The following is a 15714-nucleotide window of genomic DNA, read 5'->3' as shown; positions in this document are numbered from 1 at the left end:
CCAGAAAGCTCAAACCCTGGGTAGGCAAGTGAGGCGCAAGATGATCTAGCCAAACCTGGCACCATCCGCGACCTCCCAACGCAGAGATCGTGAGCGGAACACGGCGGCGGCCTCTGCTCTGGCGTGTTCAAAAAAACGGCGCTAGAACACCGCAACACCCCCTGCGTTGATCGGATTTTTGCTCATGTATACCGTTACTCTTCTTGGTGCGCCGACCGGGCGCGCCCTTGATCCTGCCTTGGCCGAGGCGTTGCGCAACGCATGGGGTGGTGGCGATGTGCTCTGGTTGGCGCCCGATGAGGCCGCAGAATTTGCCGTCGCGCAGCATCCAGATAACCTGTGGGATGTCTGGGCAGATGTGCAAAACCAAGGTGTGGATCTTGTGGTTCAGCCCACCAAGGGCCGACGCAAAGCCGTGCTTTTGGCGGATATGGACAGCACCATGATCCAGCAAGAATGCATCGACGAACTGGCAGATGAGGCCGGCGTTGGCGAACGGGTCAAAGAGATCACCGCCCGCGCCATGAACGGCGAGCTAGATTTTGAAGACGCTTTGCGTGCTCGTGTTGGGCTGTTAAAGGGTTTGCCCGTTTCCACCATTTCCGACGTGCTGGAAAAACGGATTACGCTGATGCCCGGTGGCAAGGTGCTTTTGACGACGATGAAGGCTCAGGGCGCATATGCAGCCCTTGTGTCGGGCGGTTTCACCGATTTCACGCGCGCAGTTGCAAAGCAGCTTGGCTTTGACGAAAACCGCGCAAATACATTGCTCTCGGACGCTGGCATATTGACCGGCGACGTTGGCATGCCAATTTTGGGCCAGCAGGCCAAGGTTGATGCGCTGGAAGATATCACCAAACGTCTCGACCTGACTGACCAAGACGTGCTTGCTGTGGGTGATGGCGCCAACGACTTGGGCATGCTGGGGCGTGCGGGTATGGGGGTGGCGCTGCACGCCAAACCCAGCGTGGCAGCACAATGTGACATCAGGATCAACCACGGGGATTTGACGGCGTTGTTGTATCTACAGGGCTATGCCAAAGCCGATTTTGAAACCCCTGCTTAGACCCTAAACACGCATTAGCACAAAGCAGCTGCCGGTCTGATCCACCCGGTTTGAACCGCACGGCGGTTTTCGATTGGTGCGTTCATGCGTTTGCGGGTGGCTGGGTGAGCAGGCTCTAACACGCCCAATTTGACCAATATCGCCGCAATCGCACATTCAGACGCGCGGGTGCTGCCATCAACAATTTTGAGCGCAACACCCAATTTTTGCTCTGGCAAGATCGCTATGAAAAATGCCTCCGCGCCTGTTTTGATCGCGACCTTGCCGCCCATCGCACGCATCAATTCGGTGCAGGCGCGGCCTTCGCCTGCGACCAAATCGGGGTGTAACCGCATGGCTTGATGCAGGCGCGCCTCGGCGCTGTCTGATGCGGCACCGGCAAAATGCGCCATTGCGCGGGCCATGCCTGTCAGGCTGGTGGCGTAATTCGGCGCAGAACACCCGTCTATCCCGAACCCGGGCGAGGTTTCCCCGGTTGTCTGTTCAAACGCATCGAGCCCGGCCATTTGAACAGGGTGATCCGCATCGATATATTCGGGACCCGCCCCCAAATGTTTGGCCAGCGTCAAAAACCCTGCGTGCTTTCCTGAACAATTGTTGTGGATCTGGCACGGGCTTGCATCCCCACAGATCAGACCTTCGCGTGCGGTGGGGTCATTGGGCAATTGCGGCCCGCACCGCAGGGCATCATCGGCCAACCCCAAATCACCTAACCATGTGTTCACCCGGTCGGTGTGGATCGACGCGCCGTTATGCGATGCACAGGCCAACGCCAAATGTTCGGTCGTCAGGCGTGCGGCATCGGCCGCGCCAGAGGTGATCAACGGCAACGCCTGTATCATCTTGGACGAGCTGCGCGGCAAAACCAGCGCATCAGGATCGCCCCATGCCTCGACGATATGGCCCGACGTATCGCAGACCACTGCGTGCCCGGCGTGCGCGCTTTCTAGAAATTCTCCGCGCCAGATTTCGACCATAGGGGTGGGTTGCGTCATTTTCGATCCTCGTTTTTGTGGCAAAAACCTGCTAATCACCCTTTCCGGGGTCGCGGCTTTTGCGCTATTATGACAATTGTCGAGAAGATTGAGGGGTCTTGCAAGAGAGCGGGTCGAAAAAGACTGGCCGGGCAACACCCAAGGCATTGAGGTTAAATACGGCTGGAGGCTGTAAGGCATGCGAATTTTCAAAGGTTTCGTCGGCGTGGTGTCAGCGGTGGCGCTGATGGCGACGGCTGCACACGCGCAAGATCAAAGCAGCAATCTGGTTGCTGAAAAAACCGATTGGGGCGTTTACGAAGACACAAACCCCAAGGAATGTTGGGGCGTGTCCATACCCACAAACACTGTAAACACGCGCGATGGGAAGGTCACGGCGGCCACCCGCGGGCAGATTTTGCTGATGGTGTTTTACCGCCCTGGGTCCGGCGCAACCGCACAGGTCACCTTTACCGGTGGCTATCCGTTTGCCAGCGGGTCCAAGGTCAACATTGATATCAGCGGGTCGAATTTTGCATTGTTTACCGATGGGGAATGGGCTTGGCCTGAAACCCCCGAAGAAGACGCCAAGATTGTAGCCGCCATGCGCCGTGGTGCTGATGCGGTCGTCACCGGCCTGTCGAGCCGTGGCACGACGACAAAAGATACCTTTTCGCTACGGGGCTTTACCGCAGCCATTGAAGAGGCCGAAAAGCGCTGCGCAAGCTAGGCGGTAACTTTGACGGTGTTTTCCTTTTGATCTTGGCGGAAACCTCTATATAGAGGCGCATCTTCGTCACGTCAGGAAACCGCATGTCTGTTGCAGCACCGATCACGCAAGATGTTCACACCATTCCGCGCAAATTGCCGGACGGGCCAGCCAACCTTGTGGGTATGACCCGCGACGCGATGCGCGCGGCGCTGATCGAGGCTGGCGTCGCTGAAAAGCAGGCGAAAATGCGGGTGGGGCAGATCTGGCAATGGATCTACCAATGGGGCGTGCGTGATTTTGACGCGATGACCAATCTGGGCAAATCTCTGCGTGCGGACCTAAGCGACCGTTTTGTCATCGAGATCCCCGAGGTCGTGTCCAAGCAGGTCAGTGAAGACGGTACACGCAAATATCTGGTGCGGATCGCTGGCGGCCACGAGGTCGAAGTTGTGTATATCCCCGAAGAGGGGCGCGGCACGCTGTGTGTGTCCAGCCAGGTTGGGTGCACGCTGACATGTTCGTTTTGCCACACGGGCACGCAAAAACTGGTACGCAACCTGACATCGGCTGAGATCATCGGGCAGGTGATGATGGCGCGCGACGATCTGGGTGAGTGGCCCGAGCATGGCACGCGCACGCAAGACGCACGCCTGCTGAGCAATATCGTTTTGATGGGGATGGGTGAGCCGCTTTATAATTTCGAAAACGTCCGTGATGCGATGAAGATCGCGATGGATCCAGAGGGTATTCAGCTTAGCCGCCGCCGGATCACGCTGTCTACGTCCGGTGTTGTGCCTGAAATCGCGCGCACGGCTCAGGAAATCGGCTGTCAGTTGGCGGTGAGTTTTCATGCCACCACCGATGACGTGCGCGACACTCTGGTGCCGATCAACAAGCGCTGGAATATCGCAGAGTTGCTCGAGGCGCTGCGCAGCTATCCCAAAGTATCCAATTCCGAGCGGATCACGTTTGAGTACGTCATGCTGAACGGTGTGAATGATACCGACGAAGACGCCCACCGTCTGCTAAAGCTGATCGACGGCATCCCCGCCAAGATCAACCTGATCCCGTTTAATGAATGGCCCGGCGCGCCTTATAAACGGTCTTCGAACAATCGCATCCATGCGTTTGCCGATATTATCCACAAAGGGGGCTATTCGTCGCCAGTGCGAAAACCCCGTGGCGAAGACATCATGGCGGCCTGTGGGCAGCTCAAATCGGCGACCGAACGCGCACGCAAATCACGCCGTCAGATCGAAGCAGACGCCGGGATCGCAAACGCCTGATGCGGCGGCGCGATGCGATCGTTGTGGGCGGCGCCATGGCCGTTGCCCTCGCGATACCGCCGCTGCTGCGACGTCGGCAGACCGCGTTTGAGTTCACCCCCATGCGGGCCATTCCGGGGTTTCGACGCCTGAACCGGGGCAATCTGTCGGGTGGGGCTGATATGTTTGCGGGGCTGCAAACCCCCGACGAAGCCGCGGCAACAGCCCGTTTGCCCCAGGATCTCTGTACCGCTGTTTTCCCCGATGCCATCACCACAGACCGGGTGCCGGTCGCGGTTTTTAGTGACTATTACTGTCCTTATTGCGCTATTTTGGATCAGCGGTTGGCGGATCTACAGGCGCAAGGTGCGCCCATTGATGTGCGGTTCCATGAGCTGCCGCTTCTTGGGGAGCGGTCGGTGCGCGCCGCAGGTGTCGCCTTGGCTGCCGCACGGCAGGGGGATCACACAGCGATCCATTTGGATATGATGCAGCGCGTTCTGCGCCCCGGTCTTGTTGGCATCCGCGACGTGGCGGAGCGCCATGGATTAGATGCCGACCAGCTGGCCAATGATGCGTCCAGTCCCCAGATCGTGCAGGCGGTTGAAGACGCGTTGGCATTGGGGCGGGCGTTGGGTATTCCCGGCACGCCTGGCGCTATGGTCGGCCGCACGCTTGTGATTGGTGCGTTGCCTGAACGTGAGCTTGAACAGGTGATAGCCCTTGAACGTGAGACACCCTTCGTGGGGTGCATGGCGCCAAGGGAACGCGCGTAAATATCTGGCAGGCCTGCATCAGGCCCAAAATTTCGCCGCCTGTGTTCACTTTACGCTGATCATTGCTACTTAGAGAGGCCTTAAAGTCGACATGCGGGCGTTTCGCACCATTTTGATATTTGACAAATTGGCGTAAACCTCCGACGGAAATCTACGGCTCCCGCGTTCTAAGCAGCAGCGCCGCATACCAACGGCGCGACAGCAGCAAAGGAAAGTCCTTGAGACAGATCATCGTTAGCCTCGCCTCACTTGGTGTATTGGCCGCCGCCTATTGCTATAACTTCGGTGTGCCATCGGTCATTCAGCAGGCTGTTGGCATCACCGCCCAAGACGACACAGGCGGCGGCACTGCGCGACAAGGCGGACGGAACCGCGAGACAAACGTGGTCATGCAGCCCTTGCGCGACATGCCGTTTAGTGTGGTTTTGCGAACGATTGGGACGGCAACCTCGGTGCGCAGCGTCGATCTTGTATCAAGCGTCACCGGCGAGGTATCCGAGATCATGCTGGACGCAAATCGGCAGGTCGAACCGGGCGAAGTATTGGTCCGTTTGGACGACCGCACCCAACGGCTGGCGCTGGAAATCGCAACGGCCGAACGCGATCAGGCGCAAGATACGCTGACGCGCTATGCGACACTGCGCAACACCGGCAATTCCACGATCACCGATGTTACGCTGAGCGATGCCAACGTTGCCTTGCGTCTGGCTGAGGCCAATATGGAAATCGCCCAAGTTGAACTAGACGACCGTACGATCACAGCGCCCATCGCCGGGACGCTTGGCCTCAGCGACTTGTTGCCTGGTGATTACCTTAGCACCGGTGATCCGATTGTAACGATTGACGAATCCAGTGTTTTGGTGGCGGAATTTGAAGTGCCTGAACGATCCATTGCGTTGCTGGAAATCGGCAAACCCGTCGTTGTCGGCACGCCCACCTATGCCGGACGCGTCTTTCATGGCAGCGTCACCGCCTTTGATACCAAGCTCGACAGCACAACGCGCAGTGCCACGGTGCGCGCGCAAATAGACAACTCTGATGGGTTGCTGATTTCGGGCATGACATTCGCAGTGCGCATGATCGAAGCCACAGACCCATTGCCAGTGCTGCCCGCCACAGCCATCACATGGGACCGTGGCGGCGCGGGCATATGGGTCGAAGAAAACGGGAGCGTCACGCGCGAACCCATTGCGATCCGGTACCGCGAAGGCGCCCGTGTTTGGGTCGAAACGGATGTCCCATTGGGCGCATCGGTTGTCGTAGAGGGTGCCGCCAAATTGCGCCCCGGCGCCCGCGTCAATTCCACCGCCGAGCCACAATCATGAGCATTGAGCACAAGCTGCAGAAAACCGGCTTTGCCACCCTTTTTGTCAGCCGGCCTATTTTTGGGATCGTCTTGAATGTGTTGATCATCATTGCGGGGCTCGCCGCTTTGACCAGTGTCGATGTGCGCGAAATGCCCGATGTCGAACGGCCTGTGATTTCGGTGCGCACCACCTTTGAAGGCGCAGTGCCTGCAACGGTGGATAAAGAGGTGACGCAGGTTCTCGAAGATGCGCTGAGCGCGCTTGAGGGTCTGTCGTTTATGGAATCTGATTCCAGCGCTGGATCCAGCAGCATCACGATTGACCTGTCCGATGGCACCGACATTGATCTGGCGGCCAATGAAGCGCGTGAAATCGTATCGTCTTCTCTGCGGTCATTGCCCGAAGACGTGGATGATCCGATTGTCAGCAAGGGCAACGCCAACGCGGACCCGATCATCCGGCTGGCGCTGATGGGTGATGCGACGTTCAACGAACTGACCCAAATCGCCGAGGGCCCGGTGTATGAGCGGCTGTCCACCATCGATGGCATCGCCGAGATCAGCGTACGTGGCGACAGGGCCAACGAGTTCCGCGTGACGCTGAACATGCCCTCGTTGTTGAGCCGTGGCTTGACGATCTTTGACGTCAGCGATGCGCTGGGCGTGCTGCGGGATGACACGCCTTTGGGCACGCTGGAAAGCGACAGTCAGACGTTGCCGCTGAGCGTGGCCAACAAGGATGTGACCATCGAAGGCATCCAAAACATTCAGGTAAACGATACCACGCAGATCGCCGATATCGCGCTGGTGCAACTGGTGCCTGAGGACTCGACCGTTTATGCCCGCGTGAATGACCAACCCGCCGTGGGGATGAACATCACCCGGCAATCGGTCGGCAATACGTTGGAAATTTCGCGACAGGTCACAGCGGCCGTCGAGGAATTGCGGACCCAACTACCAGAGGGTGTGCAGCTTATTATTGGCTCCGATGACGGTATTTTTGTCGACAGCGCGATCAACGAAGTCGTGACATCGATCTTACTGGCGACGGTGATTGTAACGGCTGTGATCTTTTTGTTTTTGCGCTCGCCGCGCGCCACGTTGATCCCGGCGGTGACGATCCCTGTTGCCCTGATCGGATCGCTGGCCGCAATCTGGATCACGGGGTTTTCGGTCAATACGATCAGCTTGCTGGCATTGGTTTTGGCGACGGGCATGGTGGTCGATGACGCAATCGTGGTGGTTGAAAATATCGTGCGCAAACGGGCTCAAGGCATGGGGGCATTCGCTGCCGCCGCAACCGGGACGAACGAAGTCTTCTTTGCCGTGGTCTCGACAACCGCAACCTTGGCCGCGGTGTTTATCCCCATCTCGTTCTTGCCCGGACAGGCCGGTGGCGTGTTTTCCGAATTCGGGTTTGTGCTGGCCTTTGCGGTGACGTTGTCGTCGATCACGGCATTGACGTTGGCGCCAGTGCTTTCGGCGCTGTTGGATCCGGGTAAATCACTGGCCACACCCGGCGCACCCCCCAAAGAGCCCGGCCTGTTGGCGCGCAGTTTTGATAAAATCATGGATTGGTCGATCCGTACGCCTCTTTTGGTTCTGGCCATCGCCGCCAGCTTTGTGATCTTTGCCATCGGCGCGGCGTTGACGTTGCCCTCCAGCATCACCCCAACAGAAGACCGTGGGGTGTTTTTGATACAGGCCAGCGGTGCCTCGGATACCACGCTTGAATATCTCGATAGCCAAGTTCTGATGATAGAAGACGTGCTGGCACCCTATGTCGAAAGCGGCGAAATCAGAGCGGTGCAAAGCATCATCGGCATCCGCGGTGGCAGCAGCGCGTTCATCGTTGTGCGATTGCCCAGATGGGACGCCCGCGATTACGTTCAGGCCGATCTGATGCGCGAAGTCACCGCGAAAATGGCATCTGTGCCGGGTGTTCGGATCCGGACGCGGTCCCCCAATAGTCTCAACATTCGGGGGGGCGGCAGTGGTTTGGGGCTGGCGGTTACGGGCAACAATCTGAAAGACCTGACAGAAGCCGCCAATACCCTCGTTGCCGCGATGTCTCGCAACGCGACATTCGTGAACCCGCAGCTGTCCAATTCACCCGTGAACGCGGAATTGCAAGTCAGTGTGGATCAAGCCGCAGCGCGCGACATGGGTCTGTCGCCAGCCGCGATTACCAGTGTAGTGGGCGCGTTGGTGCAGGGCGATGTCGCGGTCAGCGTGTTCGAAAATGACGAAGAGATCGACGTCAACGTGGTGCCCGGCGGGCCGCCGATCGACGACCCGTCTGATATCGAATCGATCTCGATCCGGTTGGCGGATGGGTCTTATGTGCCGCTGTCGTCGGTCGCGTCCCTGGAAACGGTCGTTACTGACGCGCAAATCGAACGTCTGGGCGGCGCGTTATCTGTCGCATTGCAGGCCAATCTAGGCGCCGGGGTGGATCTGTCTGTGGCCATCACCGAAGCGCGCGCTCTCGCGAATGACGTCTTACCCGACGGCGTGGGCCTTGTGTTTACAGGCGAAGCCGCGACCCTGAACGACAGCACTCAGTCGGTGTTTTTGGTCTTCGGAATTGCGCTGATCGTGGTGCTTTTGGTGCTGGCTGCCCAATTTGAGAGCTTTTCCAGCGCGCTGGTTATCATGATGACGGTGCCTTTTGGTCTCGCTGCGGCGCTTCTGGCGATTTCGGTTAGCGGCGGGTCATTGAATTATTATAGCCAGATCGGGCTGGTGATGTTGATCGGGGTCATGGCAAAAAACGGCATTCTCATCGTTGAATTTGCCAACCAACTGCGCGAAGCCGGGCACGACATTGATACCGCAATCCGAAGCGCGATGCGCCTGCGCATTCGGCCCGTGATGATGACGATGGTGTCCACGGTTCTGGGTGGATTGCCGTTGGTTTTGACGTCTGGTGCAGGCGCCGAAGCGCGTATGGAAGTTGGCTGGGTCATTGTCGGTGGCCTTGGGTTTGCCACTGTGTTTACGCTGTTTCTCACGCCCATATTTTATCGGTGGATCACAGTCTGGGGCAGCAGGCCGGGGGCGGCATCAAGGCGGTTAGATACAGAACTTGCACGTTTGTCGTAGTGTATTCGCGTTTTTCGATGAACTAAGCTACCTCATGTGAGCTAGGCGCCTAGAATGCGATGTACGGACGCTTTCGATGTGTCACGCGGCGGCGCTCATCACGTCTCGCAATGCGTCAGGCAAATCAAACTCGGCGAGAGCCCGGGTGCGTGCGTCGGTCGACATTTTCCGAGCTGTTTTGGCTACGATGTCCAACACTTTTTCATCGGGGTGCTTTTCGGCAAACGGTTTGAAGTACCACTTGATGAAGGTGAAGCAGATGATGTCTTCTAACTGTTGTACTTCGGCGTCTCGTTTTAAACCTTCTTTGCGTAACAAAATACGGACACGCTCGCAGTCTTCGGGGGTATAGTTTGCGTCTTGCATAAAGCCTGCTAACCGGTCGCCATGTGCTTGGGCTTGGTCGCGGCGCCATGTTAAATAGCCCGTTCGTCCCTCCGGGTATTGCGCGCGCTTTATCTGCCAGCGTTCGATGTGTTGGCCGCGTGCCGCGATCCGCAAAACGTCGCTTGCCGTATTACCACACAGGCGGTCTAACTCTGAGGACATGCGCTGACCGTAAAGATAGGCCTCGGGATGCGGAACGCCTTCGTCGTCAATATGGATCGTCGGATCTGCGCGATTTGCGTCATCGATCAGTTTAAGAACGTGGGTCAGCTTTTCTGTCATTGTCGCGCGCTCCATTGGGCTTGGTGATTGAAGATACGGATCATTCAGTAATAAATATGATGGCACGGGTGCCTTCGAATGTCACACCAAAGAGGATCTGGCGTTAGCGCTCAAAGCGCGCTTAGATCATGGGCAATTTCGGCCGCGATAGCGCCCGCATCAACATCGTTGCGTTCTGCCGAGACCCTCAACCCTAGAAGATCTGACTGATATCTACGGGCTAGCACATCGGGACGGTGTTTCGTGCTGATCTCCTCTAGTGCCTGTGCATGAGTGAATAATTCACAAAACTGAGCCTCCATTTTGAGAAGGTGTTGGTTTGCAAGTTCGGCCAATGGATGCTCGCTTGCCTGTAGTTCGAGAAGCGTTCTGGACAACATACACGCCTTGGCTGGTGACTCAGGATTATTCACGACCATTGCTGGAAAGCGTTGCAACGCACAAAGTGGCCCATGCCTTTCTTTCAGTTGGCGAAGTCGGTTCGCACCGTCCGATGCGTATTTTTCTAATGCGAGCGCAAACAGTGCATCCTTTGACCCAAACGCTGCGTAAAAGCTTCCGGGTTTCATGTTCAACTCTGCTTCTAGATTTTTTAATGATGTCCCGGCCCAGCCTTGTCGCCAAAACAAATCGCGGGCGCGCTCGATCAGGTCGTCACGGTTGTAGTTAGGTTTGCGAGGCATTGGGTCACCAATATTTGATTGATCGCTCAAATATATACTTGAGTGATCGCTCAATAAACCCTAGTTAATCCTAGAACGGAAATTTATTAGGAAAGTAAGATATGGCATTCCCCGCACACGATATGGAATCTGCTCCCGAAGGTTCCAAAGCACTGCTCGAGAACTCGCAAAAAGCATTTGGGCGCTTGCCTGGACTGCATAAAGTCCTGGCTGAGAGCCCTCAGTCTTATGAAGCCTACCAATTGCTTCACAAACTGTTCACCGAAACCGATTTTGACGCTGATGAGCTAACCGTAGTTTGGCAGTCTATCAACGTTGAACATGGGTGCCACTACTGCGTTCCAGCGCACACGGGCATTGCCAAAATGATGAAGGTCTCTGATGAGATTACAGAAGCGCTTCGGAATGAAACACCCTTGCCGAACGCGAAGCTCGAAGCACTGCGCACCTTTACGGTGCAAATGGTTCGCGAGCGAGGTAATGTTTCGCAGGGTCAAATGCAGGTATTTTTTGATGCGGGTTATAGTCATCGAGCTGTGCTTGACGTCATTTTAGGGTTGGCTCAAAAAACGATGTCTAACTATATAAACCACGTTGCAGAGACACCGGTTGATGAGGTTTTTCATCCACTGTTGTGGGAAAGAGGCGGTACGCCTTTGAAGGTCTAAAGAAAATAGGCGTGCAAATGACATTTGCACGCCTGAATTTCAGTTCATTCTTGTTGCTAAAATTCGTTCTTCACGGGGTAGTAGTGCACGGAGTGCTTTGAGTGACTTATAGTGTTGTTTTTCTACGAGGCCGCGCGTCGCTTCCGCTAATACGTTACGGCTATCTGTATCAGTAAACACTTGACTTAGCTCTTCTATCTGCCTCAGAAGCTGCAAATGCGCGTCATCTGGATCCTTGTCCCCGGATAGGACAAGTTGCATCGCAAAGCAGGCACGTTTAACTGGGGTTTTTGCGTCTTCGGGATGGATAGCATCGCGTAGACGAAGAATGTTTGCACCGGGCGTCATGATAGCGAGGCGGCTGCGGCGATCTCCATTTTCGATTACAACGCCATTGATCAATACGCGCTCTTTGGGGCTAAGTTTTAAAACCAGACCGGTCATTTTGTCTCTCCCGCTGGGCGCAAGCCGCCTAAAATTGTTGCATTTATTTCGAGAAGCGGTATGGCGGATTCTTCTTTACGAAGTACTTTTTGAGTGTGTAGGCGTGTGAACTCAGCCAGATAGAGGATATTGGCGCGCAATTCGTCGGGCAGTAGGTTACCGTCATCCATCACATCAATTGCGAGTGTTTTCCAAAGTTTGTCATTTTCGTATAACGCCTCAGCCAATGCTGGATATTTATTGGATTTTATCGCTTTTTTCAGGCGATGAGATATTCTTGCGATGACTTCGTATTCTGCACTGCGTGCCGTTCTGGTCGGGGCCGCTGCGGGCGCGTATGCGCTTTGGGCCTGTGCGTATGCGTTCACGATATAACCTTTATTTGGTACTGGTGAAAAGGTTCAGGGGCGCGACGTGCCGCGCCCCTGAGATATCGCTTAACGGAAGAGCGACAGGATGGTCTGTGGTGCCTGATTGGCAATAGACAACGACTGAACACCCAACTGCTGTTGTGTTTGCAGCGCTTGAAGTTTTGCCGAGGTGGCTTCCATGTCGGCGTCCACCAACGCACCGATGCCCGACTTCAGGTTATCGGTCAAAGCGCTGACAAAGTTAGACTGAGTTTCGATACGGCTACCCGCCGAACCCAATGCCGCTGCAGAGTCGATCGATGTTTGGATCAAACCTTCGATTGCAGCTAGCGCAGCTTCGCTACCTTCCGCAGTGGAGACGTCGATGTCTGCAAGAGCTGCAAGACCACCGCCGATAACATTTTCGTCAGAGACAACCGAAGCAACACGCACTTGAATGTTATCACCAGCATCGGTAAATGTTGCGGTTTTCGACGCGGTCAAACCAGTGGAGTTTGCCTCAAGATTGATGATACTCGTGTCTAAGCCATTTTCTGCGGCATACGTTGCAAAAGCGTCGGCGAGAGCTGAGCCGATATCCGCTGCCGTATCACCATCTCGTACGACGTAAGTGACGTCGCCAGCAATCGCTTCTGCGACGGTTGTACCCCCAGTGGTCGCATTTGTATAATCAGCAGGAGTAAACGTGTTCGCATCTGCGTCGGTGCCAACAAAGTTAATGGTTACGGCGGTGCCTGCGACGGCAAGCGCCGACAAGTCGATGTCTGCAGATGCGGTCGCGGTGTTGATTACGGTGTTTGGAACGGCGGCCGCAGTAAAGGTACCCGAAGCGTCAATAGATTCTTGGTTGGTACCCAGATCTTGCTTGACGACGTCAATGCTGGAATCGACGACCGAACCGTCAGCAGCACGATCAAGAGAAGACAGGATGCTTGTTGTACCAGAACCTGCTTCGGTATCTGTGTTTGACAGCAAGTTCAGACCGTTAAACTGTGCCGCGCCAACAATACTAGAAACCTGGCTCCGCAAAGCTTCGATGTCTGTCTGAATTTTTTCCCGGTCTACGTTGTCTTCCTGGGAGTTGACGATCTTGCCTTTGATTTCTGTCAGCAGATCGGTCACACCTTCGGCCGCGTCCAAAGCGACACCAACAGTAGCTTGACCCAATGAAAGCGAATCTGAAATTGCTTCGAAACCCGACACATCCGAGGACATAACTTTGGAAATCGCCCAAACAGCTGCGTTGTCTTTGGCGCTTTCAACGGTTTTACCTGTGGAAATCTCGCTTTGGACTTTGCCCAGGTTCTGGTTGATGGATTTCAGAGTCTGAAGCGCAACCATTGCGCTGTTGTTTGTAAGAATGCTCGACATGAAGCATGTTCCTTTGATCATTCACGCTTTGCGTGGATTGTGCCCCCAGTACATTTGTCTGGGGACCAAACAGTCATTCTGACCAATGCTGTCGTCTTTGTCTGACGAAGCGCCACCCGACCTCGGATGCAACGCCAACATGCCCCTGAAAAGGCTAATGAGTGCTTAAATCACTTTGTCTGTGTCGGTTGGTTTTTAATCAAATCCAACATCATGCGCGCTTCTCAACATCGCCTTGTGTTGCCAGGTTGATGGTACGGCGTTCGCCTTTTTCATCATAGGTCTCCAGCGAACTGCGGACACGGCGCAATGCAGCAAGTCTACGAGACACCGACCGGATCCCTTCCAATGCTTGATCCAGCATGGCTTGATTGCGTTTGACCTTTGCATTGAGGGCCTCCAAAGGCTCACGATCGGCTTCGTCCAATGTTGCAAGTTGATCGATCAGCGTTTCTTTGCGTTCAAGCAACCGGCCGATTTCATCAAGATCACCGGCGAGCAGCGCGGTACGCTCCGCTTCTAGTACATCGTCTAGTGCATCGATTATGTCTTCAAAATCTTCATTGGTCATTCTGTTTCTCCTTTAATGCGTCGAAAAGTGATTCGCTTAATCCGATTCCGCCGGCTTTCACCATTTGCATGGCTTGCTCTTCCACTAGAAACGAGCTGAACTGGTCTTCGCCAGCGCCCCCGCCGAAATGTTCGCTGGTTTTCCCTAAACCTGCGGATTTCAACATTTCCGCAAGAAAACTGGCCTCAAGTTTTTGGGCGACCTCTTTGAGGGCTTTGTCTTGAGGGGACATGGGGGTCGGCGTGGCGCCGACCGGTGAGGTTGGGGTCATACAAGTGTCTCCAATTGCAACTACTTTTTGTGATCATGCGCGCAATCGGTAAAGATGCAGTAACCAAAACCGGAGATAAGGTCTGCGAGCGAGGAAGAATTCCCGGAGATAATTGTGTTAGAAATCCCAATGACCCAAGTGGCGCCTAAAAATCGCCAGCACGAGAAAATGCCTGCCGCAGATAAGGCGACGGATGATGCGGCCGAGGCCGATTTTGAAGCAGCCTATACCGCGGATGACGATCCCAAGGCTGAGGAAACAACTTTAGCGACAGCTGACGACAGTAATGTTGAAGTTGAGGAGCCGAAGCCTACCGATATCACGGCGATTGATGGTGATGCCGCTGAAATAGATGATGAATTCGCACTAGGGATTGAAGCTGATTTCGAAGAGGTAGTGAAGCCGAAACAAGATACTGTTTCAGAAGGGCCAGCCCAGAAACCTACAGTTCCTGCGACGAGCGAGCTACTTTTTGCCCAGCGTGTTCGTGCGCAACAAGATGCCGTGCAAGCCAAGGTTCCTGACGCAGTCCCGGCGCGCGCTGATACCCCGACGGTTGCGCAATCCCTGGAAGTGCCGCACCCACAAAGACATGTTCAAAGTCCATTGGTTCAAGGGAAAGGTGACGTCGTACAACCGGCTCAAGATACTGCATTGACCGCACAGTTGAGTAATGCCGCCCAAGGTGAGGCGAATTCGCGAACGATCGCTGCGCTGAACAAAGAGCCGGTTTTACCTGCGCCTGCTGTGCTTTCCACCACTCCAGAAGAGCCGACAGTTCCGACCCCTGAAATGAGGGTCAAAGGAACGGAAAGCCGCAAAGCGGATAGATTCGACATGTTGACTGCCGGGCCATCGGCAACCCCTAAAGTAAATGCTGAAACTGCGGTTCCACGAACGCCCATAGCAACGCCGCAACCTGTCATGCCGATTACGGCACAACCTGATTCTGCCGGGTTGGATGTAGCAACGCTTTCACCCGTCGGTGATGTTGAGGGCCCCTCGACCTGGGATCCGCGAAGCACTGCGCCGACAACGCTCGCACAAACGCTTTCGCGACCAGAAACACCGAGTATGATCGGCCGTCAGATGGCTGAAGTTTTGCAGCGGCTCCCTGATAGACCGGTAGAACTGTCACTGAATCCAGAAGAACTGGGGCGCGTTCGGATGAGCATTTCCGCGTCGGAGGGAGGCATTACTCTGAATGTCCTCGCGGAGCGCCCGGAAACGTTGGATCTGATGCGTCGGCACATCGATCAGCTGGCACGTGAATTCCAAGCTTTAGGGTACGAGAATATTAATTTTGCCTTCAATGAAGGTCAAACAGACGCCGAGGGTCAAGCAAACGGTGATGGCAGCTCCGAATTACATGCAAGCGCGTCAGCCGAAGCACCCGACGTTGAACCTGTTGTACCTGTGACTATGGCGCCTTCCTCTGGTGTTGATTTGCGAATTTAAGGAG

General features: G+C 55.4%; 16 protein-coding genes. 8 read left to right on the top strand and 8 right to left on the bottom strand.

All coding sequences use genetic code 11. The features are described from left to right. The first annotated feature begins 184 nt into the window (after positions 1 to 184). The gene (serB, locus tag ABJH13_RS04885) at positions 185 to 1066 is read left to right on the top strand and encodes a phosphoserine phosphatase SerB (protein ID WP_348405097.1); all 882 of its coding nucleotides are present in this window, start codon (positions 185 to 187) and stop codon (positions 1064 to 1066) included. 14 nt (positions 1067 to 1080) lie between these two features. Here serB and ABJH13_RS04880 read toward each other — a convergent pair whose 3' ends face one another. Continuing rightward, positions 1081 to 2061, bottom strand: coding sequence for an asparaginase (locus ABJH13_RS04880; protein WP_348405096.1), 981 nt, complete (start codon positions 2059 to 2061; stop codon positions 1081 to 1083). 178 nt (positions 2062 to 2239) lie between these two features. Between ABJH13_RS04880 and ABJH13_RS04875 the strand changes: the two genes are divergently transcribed. The 5 genes from ABJH13_RS04875 to ABJH13_RS04855 all read left to right on the top strand — a co-directional run bounded on the left by ABJH13_RS04875 (position 2240) and on the right by ABJH13_RS04855 (position 9204). Continuing rightward, positions 2240 to 2770: an invasion associated locus B family protein gene (locus ABJH13_RS04875; protein ID WP_348405095.1), complete on the top strand. Its 531-nt coding sequence runs from the start codon at positions 2240 to 2242 to the stop codon at positions 2768 to 2770. 83 nt (positions 2771 to 2853) lie between these two features. After that, complete coding sequence (gene rlmN / locus ABJH13_RS04870; RefSeq protein WP_348405094.1) at positions 2854 to 4038, top strand: 23S rRNA (adenine(2503)-C(2))-methyltransferase RlmN; 1185 nt, start codon at positions 2854 to 2856, stop codon at positions 4036 to 4038. 35 nt (positions 4039 to 4073) lie between these two features. Next, positions 4074 to 4793, top strand: coding sequence for a DsbA family protein (locus ABJH13_RS04865; protein ID WP_348405093.1), 720 nt, complete (start codon positions 4074 to 4076; stop codon positions 4791 to 4793). Positions 4794 to 5011: 218 nt separating this feature from the next. After that, positions 5012 to 6118, top strand: coding sequence for an efflux RND transporter periplasmic adaptor subunit (locus tag ABJH13_RS04860; RefSeq protein ID WP_348405092.1), 1107 nt, complete (start codon positions 5012 to 5014; stop codon positions 6116 to 6118). Continuing rightward, on the top strand, positions 6115 to 9204 hold the full coding sequence (locus ABJH13_RS04855; RefSeq protein ID WP_348405091.1) for an efflux RND transporter permease subunit: 3090 nt from the start codon (positions 6115 to 6117) through the stop codon (positions 9202 to 9204). Before ABJH13_RS04860 ends, ABJH13_RS04855 begins: the two co-directional genes overlap by 4 nt. An 81-nt stretch (positions 9205 to 9285) precedes the next feature. Here ABJH13_RS04855 and ABJH13_RS04850 read toward each other — a convergent pair whose 3' ends face one another. After that, the gene (locus ABJH13_RS04850; RefSeq protein ID WP_348405090.1) at positions 9286 to 9873 is read right to left on the bottom strand and encodes a DUF4202 domain-containing protein; all 588 of its coding nucleotides are present in this window, start codon (positions 9871 to 9873) and stop codon (positions 9286 to 9288) included. Positions 9874 to 9983: 110 nt separating this feature from the next. Continuing rightward, a complete protein-coding gene (locus ABJH13_RS04845; RefSeq protein ID WP_348405098.1) occupies positions 9984 to 10556 on the bottom strand; it encodes a TetR/AcrR family transcriptional regulator in 573 nt (190 codons plus the stop codon). A 101-nt stretch (positions 10557 to 10657) separates the two neighbouring features. Between ABJH13_RS04845 and ABJH13_RS04840 the strand changes: the two genes are divergently transcribed. Next, positions 10658 to 11224: a carboxymuconolactone decarboxylase family protein gene (locus ABJH13_RS04840; RefSeq protein WP_348405089.1), complete on the top strand. Its 567-nt coding sequence runs from the start codon at positions 10658 to 10660 to the stop codon at positions 11222 to 11224. A 39-nt stretch (positions 11225 to 11263) separates the two neighbouring features. Here the strand turns inward: ABJH13_RS04840 and flbT are convergent, their stop codons facing one another. The 5 genes from flbT to ABJH13_RS04815 all read right to left on the bottom strand — a co-directional run bounded on the left by flbT (position 11264) and on the right by ABJH13_RS04815 (position 14252). After that, on the bottom strand, positions 11264 to 11668 hold the full coding sequence (flbT, locus tag ABJH13_RS04835) for a flagellar biosynthesis repressor FlbT (RefSeq protein ID WP_348405088.1): 405 nt from the start codon (positions 11666 to 11668) through the stop codon (positions 11264 to 11266). After that, entirely contained in the window at positions 11665 to 12036 is a 372-nt protein-coding gene (gene flaF / locus ABJH13_RS04830) for a flagellar biosynthesis regulator FlaF (RefSeq protein WP_348405087.1), read from the bottom strand. Before flaF ends, flbT begins: the two co-directional genes overlap by 4 nt. Before the next feature lie 69 nt (positions 12037 to 12105). Then, positions 12106 to 13410 (bottom strand): flagellin, encoded by a 1305-nt coding sequence (locus ABJH13_RS04825; protein ID WP_348405086.1) that lies wholly within the window; start codon positions 13408 to 13410, stop codon positions 12106 to 12108. A 211-nt stretch (positions 13411 to 13621) separates the two neighbouring features. After that, the gene (gene flgN / locus ABJH13_RS04820; protein ID WP_348405085.1) at positions 13622 to 13981 is read right to left on the bottom strand and encodes a flagellar export chaperone FlgN; all 360 of its coding nucleotides are present in this window, start codon (positions 13979 to 13981) and stop codon (positions 13622 to 13624) included. Next, the gene (locus ABJH13_RS04815) at positions 13971 to 14252 is read right to left on the bottom strand and encodes a rod-binding protein (RefSeq protein ID WP_348405084.1); all 282 of its coding nucleotides are present in this window, start codon (positions 14250 to 14252) and stop codon (positions 13971 to 13973) included. The genes flgN and ABJH13_RS04815 overlap by 11 nt, the downstream gene beginning before the upstream one ends. 129 nt (positions 14253 to 14381) lie before the next feature. On the opposite strand from ABJH13_RS04815, the gene ABJH13_RS04810 reads away from it, so the two are divergent. Beyond that, complete coding sequence (locus ABJH13_RS04810; protein WP_348405083.1) at positions 14382 to 15710, top strand: flagellar hook-length control protein FliK; 1329 nt, start codon at positions 14382 to 14384, stop codon at positions 15708 to 15710. Positions 15711 to 15714 lie beyond the last annotated feature (4 nt).

The sequence above is a fragment of the Roseobacter sp. genome, from assembly GCF_039970775.1.
Taxonomy (GTDB): Bacteria; Pseudomonadota; Alphaproteobacteria; order Rhodobacterales; family Rhodobacteraceae; genus Roseobacter.
Note: the sequence above shows the minus strand (reverse complement) of the source record. Positions and strands in the feature narration are given on the sequence as shown.

Excerpts from the sequence above, each read along its gene's own strand:
- serB (WP_348405097.1), top strand. The coding sequence starts at position 185 with ATGTATACCGTTACTCTTCTTGGTGCGCCGACCGGGCGCGCCCTTGAT.
- ABJH13_RS04880 (WP_348405096.1), bottom strand. The coding sequence starts at position 2,061 with ATGACGCAACCCACCCCTATGGTCGAAATCTGGCGCGGAGAATTTCTA.
- ABJH13_RS04875 (WP_348405095.1), top strand. The coding sequence starts at position 2,240 with ATGCGAATTTTCAAAGGTTTCGTCGGCGTGGTGTCAGCGGTGGCGCTG.
- rlmN (WP_348405094.1), top strand. The coding sequence starts at position 2,854 with ATGTCTGTTGCAGCACCGATCACGCAAGATGTTCACACCATTCCGCGC.
- ABJH13_RS04865 (WP_348405093.1), top strand. The coding sequence starts at position 4,074 with ATGGCCGTTGCCCTCGCGATACCGCCGCTGCTGCGACGTCGGCAGACC.
- ABJH13_RS04855 (WP_348405091.1), top strand. The coding sequence starts at position 6,115 with ATGAGCATTGAGCACAAGCTGCAGAAAACCGGCTTTGCCACCCTTTTT.
- ABJH13_RS04850 (WP_348405090.1), bottom strand. The coding sequence starts at position 9,873 with ATGACAGAAAAGCTGACCCACGTTCTTAAACTGATCGATGACGCAAAT.
- ABJH13_RS04845 (WP_348405098.1), bottom strand. The coding sequence starts at position 10,556 with ATGCCTCGCAAACCTAACTACAACCGTGACGACCTGATCGAGCGCGCC.
- ABJH13_RS04840 (WP_348405089.1), top strand. The coding sequence starts at position 10,658 with ATGGCATTCCCCGCACACGATATGGAATCTGCTCCCGAAGGTTCCAAA.
- flbT (WP_348405088.1), bottom strand. The coding sequence starts at position 11,668 with ATGACCGGTCTGGTTTTAAAACTTAGCCCCAAAGAGCGCGTATTGATC.
- ABJH13_RS04825 (WP_348405086.1), bottom strand. The coding sequence starts at position 13,410 with ATGTCGAGCATTCTTACAAACAACAGCGCAATGGTTGCGCTTCAGACT.
- flgN (WP_348405085.1), bottom strand. The coding sequence starts at position 13,981 with ATGACCAATGAAGATTTTGAAGACATAATCGATGCACTAGACGATGTA.
- ABJH13_RS04815 (WP_348405084.1), bottom strand. The coding sequence starts at position 14,252 with ATGACCCCAACCTCACCGGTCGGCGCCACGCCGACCCCCATGTCCCCT.
- ABJH13_RS04810 (WP_348405083.1), top strand. The coding sequence starts at position 14,382 with ATGACCCAAGTGGCGCCTAAAAATCGCCAGCACGAGAAAATGCCTGCC.